The organism is Ensifer sp. CCNWLY38, from assembly GCF_037120565.1.
GTDB lineage: Bacteria > Pseudomonadota > Alphaproteobacteria > Rhizobiales > Rhizobiaceae > Ensifer > Ensifer adhaerens_H.
In genome coordinates this window covers 275,344-289,486 of record NZ_JBBBBO010000008.1, presented here as the reverse complement: position 1 = coordinate 289,486, position 14,143 = coordinate 275,344, and the positions used below count along the sequence as shown (strand labels likewise).

Genomic DNA, 14,143 nt, shown 5'->3' with positions numbered 1-14,143 from the left:
TCCGGCAGCCTCAGCGACTTACTGCTTCGCCGCGGTATCCGGCGGCGGGAGATCGGACGTCGCCTTGCAGGACTGCAGCCAGACGTCATAGACCGGGTGCTCGACGGCGTTCAGGCCCGGGCTATCGGCAAACATCCAGCCTGTAAAGATGCGGCGGATCTTGCGGTCGAGCGTGATCTCCTCGACCTCGACGAAGGTCGTGATCTTTTGCGCTTCAGTATCGTCGCGGCTGTAGCAGACGCGCGGCGTCACCTGGAGGGCGCCGAACTGGACCGTCTCGCCGATATAGACGTCGAAGGTGGTGATGCGGCCGGTGATCTTGTCGATGCCGGAGAAGACAGCAACGGCATTGGAGAGGCGTGCCGCGTCGACGGCTCCCGCCGAGGCGATCAGCGGCAAACTGGCAAGCAGGGACAAGCCCAACCGCCGTGCTCCCTGGCCGATTGCTTTGCGCAGATCAGAACCTGCCATTGTCGCCTGTCTCCCGCGTGCCCTGTTCATCGTCGATGGATTTCAGGCGCTAACCATCAATTGTGGCCGCGCCGTGATCGAGGAACCTATTCCGCGGCCCGTCGTCGTCTCTGAGAACAGATTATTCAGGAGCCCGGCGTCCAGGCGTCGTAGTCGCCGGTCACGCGCGGACGCTTGCCGGTGGAAGCAATCGAGCCCTGAGGGCGGTAGGCACTGGCCGTACCGGTCGGGTTCGCGCGATGCGGCTTCTGCCATTCGCGCGGCGTGTATTTCTCATCGGCCGGCGAGACGTCGGTCCGGTGATGCATCCAACCGTGCCAGCCGGCCGGAATGGCGGAGGCTTCGGCATAGCCATTGTAGATCACCCAGCGGCGCGTGCGCCCTTCTGAGTCCTTGCCGCCCTGATAGTAGACATTGCCGAGTTCGTCTTGACCGACCCGTTGACCATGGCGCCAGGTGTGAAAACGCGTTCCGATCGTCTGTTCGTTCCACCAGGTGAAAATCTGCAGCAGGAGCTTCATGGATGCCGTCCTTGACCGGCCGTTGGGAAGGCGGCCAGATACCAAAACTATGTTCCCGCTTATGCCCCGCCGCTCATGGCTTGTCCAGTGATTCCGAGGCAAAGGCCGTCATTTCAACGGCATGAGGAAGCCGAAGTGACTGCGCGTGAAGCCGAGCCGCTCGTAGAAACGGTGCGCGTCGCTGCGTACCGCATTGGACGTCAGCCGGACCTTCTTCGCTCCCCTGTCGCGAGCCTCGGCGATCGCGTGGCGCATCATGCGTTCGCCGATCCCACGGCCACGCATATCCTCGCGCGTCTGAACCGCTTCGACGATCAGGCTCGAGCTGCCGCGCCCGGAAAGCGACGTATGCAGCGCCGTCTGAAAGGTACCGACGATCTCCCGGGCAAGAACCGCGACAAAGACTGTCTGCAGCGACGAGGCTTCGATTTGTTCGAAGGCGGCGACGTAGTCTCCGAAGGCTTCCGGAGCGGTCGTATCGCCATGACCACCGAGCTGATCATCGGCAAAGAGTGCCACGATGGCGGACAGATCTTCGCGCTCGGCCTTGCGGATCAAGAGTTCGGCTATCGCGTCCATGGTTCCCTCGGCTCGCTTCGTTCATCGACGGCGGACCAAGCACTGCAGTGCAAAGGTTTCATGACAGAGCCGTCCCCGATGAAGTTATCCACAGGGAGCTGCCAGAACTGGCACTTAGCCGAGAAGCCGCTTTTCCAGGACGATCGCCGGCAGACCGGATTGCTCGTCGCCGTGGTTGGCCGTCTCACCGACCTCGGCGAAGCCATGCGTCCGATAGAAGGCAAGCGCGTGCAGGTTCTGCGGCTCCACTTCGACGCGCATGCGCTCGGCATCCGGGAAGCAGGTCTCGAGCTCGGCGAAAATGTCGCGGCCGATGCCCTGCCGCTGGAACTTCGGCAGCACATAGAGCTGATGCAGCACGGCAGTCTTGGGCTGAGTATCGGACATGGCCGCAAAACCCATGCCGCCGATCTGGCGACCGTCATCTGCGACCAGGAACTCGGCGTTCTTGCGCGCGACCCGCGCTTTCAGCGCCGGCAGCGAATGCCAGCGCTCCGTCAGTTCGTTGACCTTCTCGACGCCATAGAAGGTGTCGTAGGTCGCATGCCAAGTCTCGACCAGCAGGGCGCGAACCTTTTCGAGATCACGCTCGCTGGCCGTCCGCACGAAGAACATCGCTTATTCCTCGATGCCGAGCTTGGCCTTCACCAGCGCCTGCACGGCCTGCGGGTTGGCCTTGCCGCCCGTCGCCTTCATCACCTGACCGACGAACCAGCCGGCAAGCGAGGGCTTGGCCTGGACCTTGGCAACCTGATCCGGGTTGGCGGCGATGATCTCGTCCACTGCCTTTTCGATGGCGCCGGTGTCCGTCACCTGCTTCATGCCGCGGCTTTCGACGATCTCGGCCGGGTCGCCACCCTCGTTCCAGATAATCTCGAAGAGGTCCTTGGCGATCTTGCCGGAGATGGTCTCGGCCTTGATGAGATCGATGATGCCGCCGAGCTGAGCCGGCGAAACCGGAGTCTCTTCAATGGCTTTGCCGGCTTTGTTCAAGGCGCCGAGCAGGTCGTTGATGACCCAGTTCGCGGCGATCTTGCCATCGCGTCCTTCGGCTACAGCCTCGAAATAGTCGGCGATCGACTTCTCGGAAACGAGCACCGAGGCATCGTAGACCGAAAGGCCGAGGTCGTGAACGAATCGGTCCTTCTTGTCGTCGGGCAGTTCCGGCAGGTCGGCCTTCAGTGCCTCGACGAAGGCGTCGTCGAACTCCAGCGGCAGCAGGTCCGGATCCGGGAAGTAGCGGTAGTCGTGCGCGTCTTCCTTGGAGCGCATCGAGCGGGTCTCGCCCTTGTTCGGATCGAACAGGCGGGTTTCCTGATCGATGGAGCCGCCGTCTTCGAGGATGCCGATCTGGCGGCGCGCCTCGTACTCGATCGCCTGGCCGATGAAGCGGATGGAGTTGACGTTCTTGATCTCGCAGCGGGTGCCGAAGCCTTCGCCCGGACGGCGCACGGAAACGTTGACGTCGGCACGCATCGAGCCTTCGTCCATGTTGCCGTCGCAGGTGCCGAGGTAGCGGACGATCGAGCGCAGCTTCGTCATATAGGCCTTTGCCTCATCCGACGAACGCATGTCCGGCTTGGAGACGATCTCCATCAGCGCCACGCCCGAACGGTTGAGGTCGACATAGGACATGGACGGATGCTGGTCGTGCATCGACTTGCCGGCATCCTGCTCGAGATGCAGCCGCTCAATGCCGATCTCCACATCCTCGAACTGACCCTGGCGGTCTGGGCCGACGGAAATGATGATCTTGCCCTCGCCGACGATCGGATCCTTGAACTGGGAGATCTGATAGCCCTGCGGCAGGTCCGGATAGAAATAGTTCTTGCGGTCGAAGATCGAGCGCTTATTGATCGCGGCCTTGAGGCCGAGACCGGTGCGCACCGCCTGCTTGACGCATTCCTCGTTGATGACGGGCAGCATGCCGGGCATGGCGGCGTCGACCAGCGAAACGTTGGCGTTCGGCGCATTGCCGAACTCCGTCGAGGCACCCGAGAACAGCTTCGAATTGGAAAGCACCTGGGCATGGACTTCCATGCCGATGATGACTTCCCAGTCGCCGGTGGCGCCGGGGATGAAGCGTTTCGGATCGGGGGTGCGGACGTCGACAATGCTCATATCATGCTCTTCTTTGAAGCCTGAATTCTTGGTTTCTCGGTAGAACAATTGGTCCGCCGGTGCAAGTTGTTCGGCAGCATGCGGCCCCATCTCCGACCAACCGCGAATGCGACGCGCCGCTTAACCACCGTTTAGCACCCTTGCGCCAAGATTTGCCGATGTCGACCGCCACCGCACTCATATCGTTCGCAGCCCTCATCAACACATTAAGCGTCGGGCTGTTCTGGTTTGACAAACGGGCGGCGCGCGCGGGCCGTTGGCGCATCAGCGAACAGACGCTGCTGACGATTGCTTTTCTCGGGGGAAGTCCGGGGGCGATGGCCGCCCGGCACATATTTCGCCACAAGACGCGCAAGGAACCCTTTCGAACCCGGCTGGCGCTCATCATCGTTCTTCAGGTGGCGGCCGCGGCGATCGGCACCCTGGCGTTGCAGGGGCACCTTGACGCGCTTGCAGCAGTCTTCTAGGAAGCGACCGTTCTATTGGAGTCTTGATGTTCCGTTCTTCGCCTGAGTCCCGGTAAGGGCCCGTCCCCGCAATCCCCTTTGATTGCGCGCACGGGCCGGAAACGTCACCCCGCATTTTCAGTGATTTGCGGAACGTTTTCCTGCGTTCATACGAACGCTATTCCGGAACATTCAGACAATGGACATCTCGCGCGCAGAACAGCGCATCCTTCATCATTTGGCCCAGGGCGGTCGCATCGAAATCATCCGCGAAAGCAAGGCGATCACCGAGATCCGCTGCTTCACCCGTGACGGCTGGGTCTATCCCGGCTTCGACCTGGAACTTTTCCGCAAGCTCAAGCGCAAGAAGGCAATCTCGTCTTCCGGCGGAAAGCCCTATCGCATCACGGAACGCGGTTTGCAGCTCGTGCGCTCCGAACTCAACAACCGCTGACCTGCCGAAACCGACGATACCGGGCATCGAATGATGTCCGGTATCGCTGGCACTTCACGCGAGGTAAAGCGACGAGGAGCCTCACCTTGCGTCAATACCGGAAGCTGCGCATTTCCGGGTGGCAGCCATGCACGGATATGCGCAGGGTCGGTGGTTCTAGTCTTGCTCGGTGAGGACTTTGCTCAGACCGATAAACTCGACATCACTGTCGAGTTGCGGGGCGTAGGCGGTGGAAAGCCAACTCACGCCGTAGCCGCGGTTGCGGAAGAAGGTTACGGCTCGGTCGTTGCGCGCATGGGTCTTGGTGGTGGCGACATCGAACCCGTCCGCAACGATGCGACGCTCGATCTCGCCGAGCAGCAAAGCACCGAGCCCCCTGCCCTGGACCCCCGGCTCGATCCACAGGTCGGATATCGCGTTGTCGAAATCCTCTCGCGCCACCCAACCGCGAATGCCGCCTTCGGCTTCGATCAGCAAAACGTGAAACCAGTGATCGGAAAGAAAACGGAAAAACGAGGCTTCCGCCACACGCCGCATTCTCTCACCATCGGCAAGACCGGCAATCGCGGATTGCCAAGCGGCGAGACCAATCGCCGTCAGCCGGTCGACATCGCGGGCGCGGGTATGACGGATGGCGGGCATGACGCGGGCTCCTTCCGCGACAAGAGTGAGTGATCGCCTTCAGAAACAGTGGCGGCGCCGGTCCGGCACCGCCATCAAAGCCTTACCACCACTTGGTGGGCGTGAAGCGACCGGCGGCCTGTTCGATGATATGCGCCGTTTTGAACAGCGTCTCTTCCTCGAACGGCTTGCCGATCAGTTGCAGCCCAAGCGGCAGGCCCTTGTGGTCGAGACCGCCCGGCACGGCGATACCCGGCAGACCGGCCATGTTCACGGTGACCGTGAAGATGTCGTTCAGGTACATCTTCACCGGATCGGACGCGAGATCCTCGTCGGCGATGCCGAAGGCGGAGGACGGCGTTGCCGGCGTCAGGATCGCGTCGACCCCGGCATGGAACGCCAGTTCGAAGTCGCGCTTGATCAGCGTGCGCACCTTCTGCGCCTGCAGATAGTAGGCGTCGTAGTAGCCGGCGGAAAGCACATAGGTGCCGATCATGATGCGGCGCTTGACCTCGTGACCGAAACCGGCGGCACGGGTCTTTTCGTACATGTCGACGATATCCTTGCCGTCAACGCGCAGGCCGTAGCGCACGCCGTCGTAGCGGGCAAGGTTCGAGGAAGCTTCGGCCGGAGCGACGATGTAATAGGCCGGCAGCGCATACTTCGTGTGCGGCAGGGTGATGTCGACGATCTCGGCGCCGGCGTCCTTCAGCCAGGCGATGCCCTGCTGCCAGAGCGCCTCGATTTCCTCGGGCATGCCATCGACACGATACTCCCGGGGAATGCCGATCTTCATGCCCTTGACCGACTTGCCGATCGAGGCTTCGTAATCCGGCACCGGCAGATCGACCGAGGTCGTATCCTTGGTGTCGACGCTTGCCATCGACTTCAGCAGGATCGCAGCGTCACGCACGTCACGGGCGATCGGGCCGGCCTGGTCGAGCGACGAGGCGAAGGCGACGACGCCCCAGCGCGAGCAGCGGCCATAGGTCGGCTTGATGCCGACGGTGCCGGTAAAAGCAGCCGGCTGACGGATGGAGCCGCCGGTGTCGGTCGCCGTCGCGCCGGCGCAGAGATGCGCAGCGACGGCTGCAGCCGAACCACCGGAGGAGCCGCCCGGAACAAGATCCATGTTGGAGCCTTTGGCGCGCCATGGGTTCTTCACGGCACCGTAGTAGGATGTCTCGTTCGACGAGCCCATGGCGAACTCGTCCATGTTCAGCTTGCCGAGCATGACGGCGCCGTCGTTCCAGAGGTTCTGGGTCACGGTCGATTCGTAGCGCGGCGCGAAACCGTCGAGGATATGGCTGCAGGCCTGCGTGTGCACGCCCTCGGTGCCGAAGAGGTCCTTGATGCCGAGCGGGATGCCTTCAAGCGCACCGGCCTTGCCGGCGGCGATGCGCGCGTCCGAGGCCTTGGCCATTTCGCGCGCCTTGTCCGGCGTTACGGCGATGTAGGCATTGATCGCCTCATTGGCGGCATCGATCGCGCCGATATAGGCATCTGTCAGTTCGACGGCGGTGATTTCCTTCGCGGCGAGTTTCGCGCGGGCTTCGGCAATCGTGAGGCTGATAAGGTCGGTCATGATGAAATCGGGCTTTCGCAATCGGGAACGTCGGGGCGGCAAGGGGTCTGGCTATTCGACCACCTTGGGAACGAGGAAGAAATTGCGATCGGAGTTCGGTGCATTGGCAACGATATCGTCTGCCTTGTTGCCGTCCGACACGGCGTCGGTCCGCTTCTTCATCTCCATCGGCGTGACCGAGGTCATCGGCTCCACGCCATCGACATTAACTTCGGAGAGCTGTTCGACAAAACCGAGGATGCCATTGAGCTCGCCCATCATCCGTTCGGCTTCCTCTTCGCTGACGGCGATACGGGCAAGGCGCGCAACGCGCTTCACGGTGGCAAGGTCTACGGACATGATCGTCTCCGGTAACTGGAACTTCCCCCGCTATAATGGCGCACGGCGAGCCACGCAACGGGGGAATTGCCGGAGTACCGGACCTCTCGTCAAAAGGCCCGGCGCAACATCAGACCTCGACGACGCCGCCAACGTAAGGCGTCTGCGCCTTGGTGGATGCACTTTCCATGCCGGCAACGAAGGTCTCGGGCGTCTGGTCGATGATCGGGAACGATCCGTAGTGGCAGGGGATCGCCGTCGAGAACTTGAAAAAGCGCTGGCAGGCGAGTGCCGCCACCGCGCCGCCCATGGTGAAACGGTCGCCGATCGGCACGATGCCGATCTCCGGCTGGTGCAATTCGTTGATCAGCGCCATGTCGGAAAAGATATCGGTGTCGCCCATGTGGTAGAGCGTCGGCTCATCCTCGAAATGCAGTACCAACCCATTGGCATTGCCAAGCGAATGGGAAACGCCGTCCTCGGTGAGTTGCGCCGAGGAATGGAGCGCGTTGACGAAGGTCGTTGAAAACGCACCGAGGTTGATCGTGCCGCCGGTATTTCCCATTTCGAGCGCCTTGACGCCATGCCGCCCGAGCCAGGCGGCGAGATCGGCATTGGCAACGACAGTCGCCCCGGTCTCCTTGGCGATCGCGATCGTATCGCCGACATGGTCGCCATGACCATGGGTCAGGAGGATGTGGGTGAGCCCGGCGGTCGCGTCCCTGCGATCCTCGTCCCGGAAGGCGGGGTTGCCGGTGAAGAAGGGGTCGATGAGGATTTTGGACTTTGCCGTTTCGATGTGAAAGGCGGCATGACCGAGCCATTTGATCTTCATGACGATCTCCCTGATGATTTGCGTGTCGGAACAGCATATGGAACAGACAGCCCTCCGCGCAAAGATCGAATCGACACCGACATGGCAATTCTCACCATCGAAGAGCTGGCATCCCAGCTTCAACAGAACCAGGCGATCGCCGGGCTCGACCTCGGCACCAAGACGATCGGTCTTTCGGTCTCCGATCTCGGTCGCCGTTTCGCGACACCCCGCGAGGTGATCCGCCGGGTCAAGTTCGGGGTGGACGCCGAAGCCCTGTTGTCAGTGGCAGGAAAAGAAAAGATCGCAGCCTTCGTCATCGGCCTACCCGTCAACATGGACGGCAGCGAGGGACCGCGTTGTCAGGCGACCCGCGCCTTCGTACGCAACATGGAGCAAAAGACGCCACTGCCTTTCATCTTCTGGGATGAAAGGCTTTCGACCGTTGCGGCCGAGCGTGTGCTGATCGAGATGGATGTGTCGCGACGGAAGCGGGCCGAACGCATCGATTCGGCCGCCGCCTCCTTCATTCTTCAGGGCGCGCTCGACAGGCTGGCTTCGCTTGCGAGGGACGGCCTTTCGGACTGAGCTACGCCGGCACCGAAACGACGGCGATACCAGGCCGCGATCTCACGGCGCTTGCGAAAGCCGATAATGGCAAAGACCACAAAACTATCGAAGATGATCGCACGGGCGACGAGCGGCGGGATCGTCTCTGGCGGGATGCCAAGGACATTGCCGTAGACCTGGAACACGAGGTCATGGGTCTGCCGCGTCAGCATGAAGAAGCCGAAGCTCATGTCGTAGTAGGAGAGACCATACCACGACGTGAGGAACATGACCGGGCAGGCCCAAAGGATTAGAAACCACTTCATGCGGCTCCCCTTTCCGAGATGCGGCGGTAGACTAGCGGATATATGGCGCGGTCTGCCAGCAACAAGGCAAGCAGGACCATTGTTGGGACCGCAATATCCAGCGCCAGTCCGGCGAAAAACATCATCATGATGATCAAAAGACCAGTTCTCACCGAACCGCTCCATTCCGGATCTGTTGAAATTCCTGGTCAATTTCGCGCCTACAGGCAAGGCGTGCAACGTAAACCATTTGTTAAGGTTAATTTTCACAGGCTAGGTCTTCTTGCGCTCACGCTTGCGGTCGCGCCCGATCTTTCACCACATAGCTGCAAGCCCATTCCGGCCTCAGCAAAATTCGGGTAGCGATATCCCTCCCCCTCGCAGGTCCTCCTCCATGACCGTCGTCTTTGAAAGCATCCTTCCGATCTTCCTGCTGGTTCTGCTCGGCGTCTGGCTCAAACGCTCGACATTCGTGGACCAGAGCCTCTGGCTCGGGCTCGAGCAATTTGGCTACTTCATCCTGTTCCCTGCCCTGCTGTTCTCGACGCTCGCCCAGGCAGACTTTGTCGGGTTGAAAGCCGACGCGACGGCCATCGCGACGATCGGCAGCGTCAGCCTGATGTCGGCCTTCGTGCTGCTCCTCTGGCCAGTATTGCGAGACCGGCACGTGTCCGGCGCCTCGTTCACCTCAGTCTTCCAGACGGCAACACGTTGGAACGGCTTCATGGCACTGGCAATTGCGCAGAAGCTTTACGGCCCGATCGGCCTGACGTTGACCGCGCTGGTGATGACGCTCGTGATCATCCCTATCAATCTCTACAATATCGGCGTGCTGGTCTGGTTCGGCGGGGGCAATCGTGACTTCAGGCGCTTCTTCGCAAAGATCGCCACCAATCCGCTGATCGTCGCCTCGGTGCTCGGCATTCTCGTCAACCTGGTGGGACTGAAGATCTACGGCCCCGTGATGACCACGATCGAGATGCTGGCAAGCGCCTCGCTCAGCCTCGGGCTGGTGATGGTCGGCGCGGGCCTGCGCGCTTCCGATGCGCTGAAGCCGAGCGCGACGGCGCTGCTCGCAGTTTTCCTCAAGCTGATCGTGATGCCGGTCTTCATGGTGAGCGCGAGCTATCTGCTCGGCATTCGCGGCGACGCCCTGCTGGTCATCGCGCTTGGCGCGGCCGTGCCGACGGCGATGAACGGCTATCTGCTCGCCAAGCAGATGGATGGCGACGCCGAACTCTATGCGGCGGTCGCAACCGTCCAGACGGTTGTCTCGTTCTTCACGATACCACTCGTCCTCTACCTGACGACTTACGTCGCAGGGGGATAGAGGAGATCGAGGATGTAGGCAGAATCGAAGCGCGAATCGAGCATGCCGTAGGTGGAGCGCCATCCGGCAGCCAGTCGCGATTCGAGGAAAGCGTCGGCAATGCGGCCGGCACCGAGACGGTAGAGTTCGGCGGCGGCGGCGGCGAGCGCCAATTGCTCGACCAGCATGCGCGCAGCACCCTCGTCCCGTTCGCAGAGCGACATGGCGGCCCGCAGCACGTCGATCGTCTTGCGGCCGGCTGGTCCGAGATCGCGAGCCAAAACGACGAAGAGCTGCTCGAAGAGATCCTTGCCCTTGGCGAGCACGCGCAGCACGTCCAGCGCCATGACGTTGCCGGACCCTTCCCAGATGGCGTTGACAGGTGCTTCGCGGTAATGGCGCGCCAGCGCGCGCTCTTCCACATAACCGTTGCCGCCAAGGCACTCCATCGCCTCGTAAATCAGTGCCGGGGCGATCTTGCAGGCCCAGTACTTGGCAACAGGCGTCATGATCCGCGCATAGGCTGCGTCTTCCGGGCTGTTGCGGGCCTTGTCGAACGCCTCGGCCAGACGGAACGAAAGGGCGCTTGCCGCAGCGACGTCGAGCGCCATGTCGGCAAGCACGCGCGTCATCATCGGCTGGCTCACGAGCGGCTTGCCGAAGACCTTGCGGCCGCGGGTGTGGTGCACGGCTTCGGCGAGCGAGGCCCGCATCATGCCGGCGGATGCCAGCGCGCAGTCGAGCCGCGTCAGCGTGACCATGTCGAGGATCGTCCGGATGCCGGCATCCGGCGCGCCGAGGATGAAGCCGAACGTGTCGGAGAACTCGACCTCCGACGAAGCGTTCGAACGGTTGCCGAGCTTGTCCTTTAGTCGCTGGAAACGCAGCCCGTTGGCGCTGCCGTCCTCCAGAAGCCGCGGCACGAGGAAACAGGCAAGGCCCTCGCGGGTCTGTGCCAGCATGACGAAGGCGTCGCTCATCGGCGCCGACATGAACCACTTGTGGCCGTTCAACCGATAAATGCCCTCGCCGACGCGCTCGGCGGTCGAGGTGTTGGCGCGCACGTCGGTGCCGCCCTGCTTCTCGGTCATGCCCATGCCGACGGTGACCGCCGACTTCTGCATCCAGGGACGGTTGGTGGAATCGTATTTGCGCGAGAGGATCTTCGGCGCCCATTCCTTTTGGACCGCCGGCGACGCGGTGATCGCGGCAAGCGACGCGCTGGTCATCGTCAACGGGCAGAGATGACCGCATTCGAGCTGCGCCGTCAGGTAGAAGCGGATAGCGCGAGTCTTGTGCGACTGGTTACGCTCGTCGGCCAAGTTTTCCCAGGCCGACGCATGCAGGCCCGACGACATCGAGCGGCGCATCAGCGCATGCCAGGCGGGGTGGAACTCGACAACATCGAGACGCTCGCCGCGCGGACCATGCGTCTTCAGCTTCGGCGGACCTTCATTCGCCATGCGCGCCAGTTCCTGCGCTTCCGGCGAGGTGACGTAACGGCCGAGCACGTCGAATTCGTCGCGCAGCGTCTTGCTCATCGACGAGGTGATGTCCACCACCAGCGGATCGGAGCGATAGGCGTTGACACCGGACCAGGGCTTGGGCTGGTTCAGCTCGGCGAGTTTCTGTTCAGTCCGGTTCATCTGATTCATGGGCCGGTTCTAGCGCAAGTTTCACCACCACGGAACGGGGCGCGAAAAAGATAGGATGGCCGTTGCAAGTTTTCTGCGGACGGTGACGCCCAAGCCTTGCCGTGCCGGGGACCAGGTCTTATAGAGCGACCACATTTCCAGAGCGCAAGGGCGGCCCATGATCACTTTCCCGCATCGCCACCTGCTCGGCATCAAGGGGCTCACGGAGCAGGATATCACCTATCTGCTCGATCGCGCCGATGAAGCCGTCCAAATCTCCCGTCAAAGAGAGAAAAAGACCTCGACGCTGCGGGGGCTGACGCAGATCAACCTCTTCTTCGAAGCTTCGACCCGTACGCAGTCTTCGTTCGAGCTCGCCGGCAAGCGGCTTGGCGCCGACGTCATGAACATGTCGGTCGGCAACTCCTCGGTGAAAAAGGGCGAAACGCTGATCGATACGGCGATGACGCTGAACGCCATGCACCCGGATGTACTGGTGGTGCGCCATTCCTCGGCCGGTGCCGCAGCACTGCTTGCCCAGAAAGTCTCCTGCTCCGTCGTCAATGCCGGCGACGGCCAGCACGAGCATCCGACGCAGGCGCTGCTGGACGCGCTGACGATCCGCCGCGCCAAGGGTAAGCTCTCGCGCATCATCGTGGCGATCTGCGGCGACGTGCTACACTCGCGCGTGGCGCGCTCCAATATCCTGCTTCTGAACCAGATGGGCGCCCGCGTCCGCGTCGTCGCTCCGGCAACGCTGCTGCCCTCGGGGATCGCCGACATGGGCGTTGAGGTCTACCACTCGATGGCCGAGGGCCTGAAGGACGCGGATGTCGTCATGATGCTGCGCCTCCAGCGCGAGCGTATGGCCGGCTCCTTTGTGCCTTCGGTGCGCGAATACTTCCACTACTACGGGCTCGATGCGGAGAAGCTGAAGGCGGCCAAGGACAATGCGCTCGTCATGCATCCCGGGCCGATGAACCGCGGCGTCGAGATCGCCTCGGAAATCGCCGACGGGCCGCAGAGCGTGATCGAACAGCAGGTCGAGATGGGCGTTGCCGTGCGCATGGCGGTGATGGAAACGCTGCTTCTCTCGCAGAACCAGGGGCCGCGCCTATGACCAGACCACTCGTTCTGAAGAACCTCCGCATCATCGATCCCTCGCGCAACCTTGATGAGGTCGGCACCGTCATCGTCGGAAACGACGGCCGCATCCTGGCCGCCGGCGCGGATGCACAGAACCAGGGCGCGCCCGATGGCGCCTTCGTCAAGGACTGCGATGGCCTGACCGCCGTTCCCGGCCTCGTCGATGCCCGCGTATTCGTCGGCGAGCCGGGCAGCGAACACCGCGAGACCTTCGAGTCGGCGTCGCGGGCAGCGGCTGCCGGCGGTGTCACCACCTTCATCGCCATGCCGGATACCGATCCCGTCATCGACGATATTGCGCTCGTCGAATACGTAAAAAAGACCGCACACGACAAGGCGCTCGTCAATGTCCACCCTGCAGCCGCCCTCACTAAGGGGCTGGCCGGGGAAGAGATGACCGAATTCGGCCTGCTGCGCGAAGCCGGCGCCGTGTGCTTTACCAATGGCCGGCGGTCGATCCACGACACGCTGGTTCTGCGCCGGGCCATGACCTATGCGCGCGAATTCGGCGCCGTCATTTCCCTTGAGACCCGCGACAAGTATCTCGGCGCGAACGGCGTCATGCACGAGGGCCTGCTCGCAAGCTGGCTCGGCCTTGCCGGGATCCCGCGCGAATCGGAGATCATCCCGCTCGAGCGCGACCTGCGCATCGCCGGCCTGACGAAGGCTGCCTACCACGCCGCCCAAATCTCGGTTCCCGAATCGGCTGAGGCCATCCGCACCGCGCGCCAGCGCGGCGCCAACGTCACCTGCGGCATCTCGATCAACAATCTGGCGCTCAACGAAAACGACATCGGCGAGTACCGCACCTTCTTCAAGCTTTCGCCGCCGCTTCGCAGCGAAGACGACCGGGTCGCCATGGCCGAGGCATTGGCCGATGGCACGATCGACATCATCGTCTCCTCGCATGATCCGCAGGACGTCGACACCAAACGCCTGCCGTTTGCCGACGCCGCCGACGGTGCGATCGGCCTTGAAACGCTGGCAGCGGCCGCTCTTCGCCTGTACCACAGCGGCCAGGTTCCGCTGATGCGCCTGATCGACGCCATGTCGACCCGCCCGGCGGCGATCTTCGGTCTCAACGCCGGTACGCTGAAGCCGGGCGCCAAGGCCGATATCGCGGTCCTCGACCTCGACGAGCCGTGGGTGCTCTACAAGGAAGCGATCGTCTCGCGCTCCAAGAACACGCCGTTTGAAAATGCACGCTTTACCGGCCGGGTTGTGCAAACCTATGTTGCCGGCAAGCTTGTGCATTCCGCATAAGCCCAAA

General features: G+C 62.4%; 17 protein-coding genes. 6 read left to right on the top strand and 11 right to left on the bottom strand.

Annotation, left to right across the window (positions count from 1 at the left end; all coding sequences use genetic code 11):
* Positions 1-18: 18 nt before the first annotated feature.
* The 5 genes from V7S54_RS19130 to gatB form a co-directional block, all read right to left on the bottom strand.
* Complete coding sequence (locus V7S54_RS19130; RefSeq protein ID WP_065374632.1) at positions 19-471, bottom strand: DUF2155 domain-containing protein; 453 nt, start codon at positions 469-471, stop codon at positions 19-21.
* 125 nt (positions 472-596) lie between these two features.
* Positions 597-992, bottom strand: a complete 396-nt coding sequence (locus V7S54_RS19125) for an NADH:ubiquinone oxidoreductase subunit NDUFA12 (RefSeq protein ID WP_065374631.1) — start codon at positions 990-992, stop codon at positions 597-599.
* A 108-nt stretch (positions 993-1,100) separates the two neighbouring features.
* Positions 1,101-1,571: a GNAT family N-acetyltransferase gene (locus tag V7S54_RS19120; protein WP_336408673.1), complete on the bottom strand. Its 471-nt coding sequence runs from the start codon at positions 1,569-1,571 to the stop codon at positions 1,101-1,103.
* A gap of 114 nt (positions 1,572-1,685) precedes the next feature.
* Positions 1,686-2,186 carry a GNAT family N-acetyltransferase gene (locus V7S54_RS19115; RefSeq protein ID WP_065374629.1) on the bottom strand — a complete coding sequence of 167 codons (501 nt, stop codon included), beginning with the start codon at positions 2,184-2,186 and terminating at the stop codon, positions 1,686-1,688.
* A gap of 3 nt (positions 2,187-2,189) precedes the next feature.
* Complete coding sequence (gene gatB, locus V7S54_RS19110; protein ID WP_065374660.1) at positions 2,190-3,692, bottom strand: Asp-tRNA(Asn)/Glu-tRNA(Gln) amidotransferase subunit GatB; 1,503 nt, start codon at positions 3,690-3,692, stop codon at positions 2,190-2,192.
* A 158-nt stretch (positions 3,693-3,850) separates the two neighbouring features.
* Here gatB and V7S54_RS19105 point away from each other — a divergent pair, with 158 nt between their 5' ends.
* Together V7S54_RS19105 and V7S54_RS19100 are read left to right on the top strand one after the other, a co-directional pair.
* Positions 3,851-4,159 (top strand): DUF1294 domain-containing protein, encoded by a 309-nt coding sequence (locus V7S54_RS19105; RefSeq protein WP_065374628.1) that lies wholly within the window; start codon positions 3,851-3,853, stop codon positions 4,157-4,159.
* Between the two features lie 178 nt (positions 4,160-4,337).
* Positions 4,338-4,592 carry a YjhX family toxin gene (locus tag V7S54_RS19100; protein WP_065374627.1) on the top strand — a complete coding sequence of 85 codons (255 nt, stop codon included), beginning with the start codon at positions 4,338-4,340 and terminating at the stop codon, positions 4,590-4,592.
* 156 nt (positions 4,593-4,748) lie between these two features.
* Here V7S54_RS19100 and V7S54_RS19095 read toward each other — a convergent pair whose 3' ends face one another.
* The 4 genes from V7S54_RS19095 to V7S54_RS19080 form a co-directional block, all read right to left on the bottom strand.
* Entirely contained in the window at positions 4,749-5,234 is a 486-nt protein-coding gene (locus V7S54_RS19095; RefSeq protein WP_065374626.1) for a GNAT family N-acetyltransferase, read from the bottom strand.
* An 82-nt stretch (positions 5,235-5,316) separates the two neighbouring features.
* Positions 5,317-6,798, bottom strand: coding sequence for an Asp-tRNA(Asn)/Glu-tRNA(Gln) amidotransferase subunit GatA (gene gatA, locus V7S54_RS19090; protein WP_065374625.1), 1,482 nt, complete (start codon positions 6,796-6,798; stop codon positions 5,317-5,319).
* Positions 6,799-6,849: 51 nt separating this feature from the next.
* Entirely contained in the window at positions 6,850-7,137 is a 288-nt protein-coding gene (gene gatC / locus V7S54_RS19085; RefSeq protein ID WP_065374624.1) for an Asp-tRNA(Asn)/Glu-tRNA(Gln) amidotransferase subunit GatC, read from the bottom strand.
* A gap of 109 nt (positions 7,138-7,246) precedes the next feature.
* The gene (locus V7S54_RS19080; protein WP_065374623.1) at positions 7,247-7,951 is read right to left on the bottom strand and encodes a metal-dependent hydrolase; all 705 of its coding nucleotides are present in this window, start codon (positions 7,949-7,951) and stop codon (positions 7,247-7,249) included.
* Positions 7,952-8,032: 81 nt separating this feature from the next.
* Between V7S54_RS19080 and ruvX the strand changes: the two genes are divergently transcribed.
* Positions 8,033-8,518 (top strand): Holliday junction resolvase RuvX, encoded by a 486-nt coding sequence (gene ruvX / locus V7S54_RS19075; RefSeq protein ID WP_065374622.1) that lies wholly within the window; start codon positions 8,033-8,035, stop codon positions 8,516-8,518.
* Here ruvX and V7S54_RS19070 read toward each other — a convergent pair.
* Positions 8,464-8,805 (bottom strand): DUF6105 family protein, encoded by a 342-nt coding sequence (locus V7S54_RS19070; protein WP_065374621.1) that lies wholly within the window; start codon positions 8,803-8,805, stop codon positions 8,464-8,466. The two genes, ruvX and V7S54_RS19070, sit on opposite strands and share 55 nt — an antisense overlap.
* Before the next feature lie 373 nt (positions 8,806-9,178).
* On the opposite strand from V7S54_RS19070, the gene V7S54_RS19065 reads away from it, so the two are divergent.
* Entirely contained in the window at positions 9,179-10,114 is a 936-nt protein-coding gene (locus V7S54_RS19065; RefSeq protein WP_065374620.1) for an AEC family transporter, read from the top strand.
* On the opposite strand, the gene V7S54_RS19060 is transcribed toward V7S54_RS19065, so the two are convergent.
* A complete protein-coding gene (locus V7S54_RS19060; protein ID WP_065374619.1) occupies positions 10,096-11,748 on the bottom strand; it encodes an acyl-CoA dehydrogenase family protein in 1,653 nt (550 codons plus the stop codon). The genes V7S54_RS19065 and V7S54_RS19060 overlap by 19 nt on opposite strands.
* Before the next feature lie 157 nt (positions 11,749-11,905).
* Here V7S54_RS19060 and V7S54_RS19055 point away from each other — a divergent pair, with 157 nt between their 5' ends.
* The gene (locus V7S54_RS19055) at positions 11,906-12,847 is read left to right on the top strand and encodes an aspartate carbamoyltransferase catalytic subunit (protein WP_065374618.1); all 942 of its coding nucleotides are present in this window, start codon (positions 11,906-11,908) and stop codon (positions 12,845-12,847) included.
* Entirely contained in the window at positions 12,844-14,136 is a 1,293-nt protein-coding gene (locus tag V7S54_RS19050; RefSeq protein WP_065374617.1) for a dihydroorotase, read from the top strand. Before V7S54_RS19055 ends, V7S54_RS19050 begins: the two co-directional genes overlap by 4 nt.
* Positions 14,137-14,143: the final 7 nt, after the last annotated feature.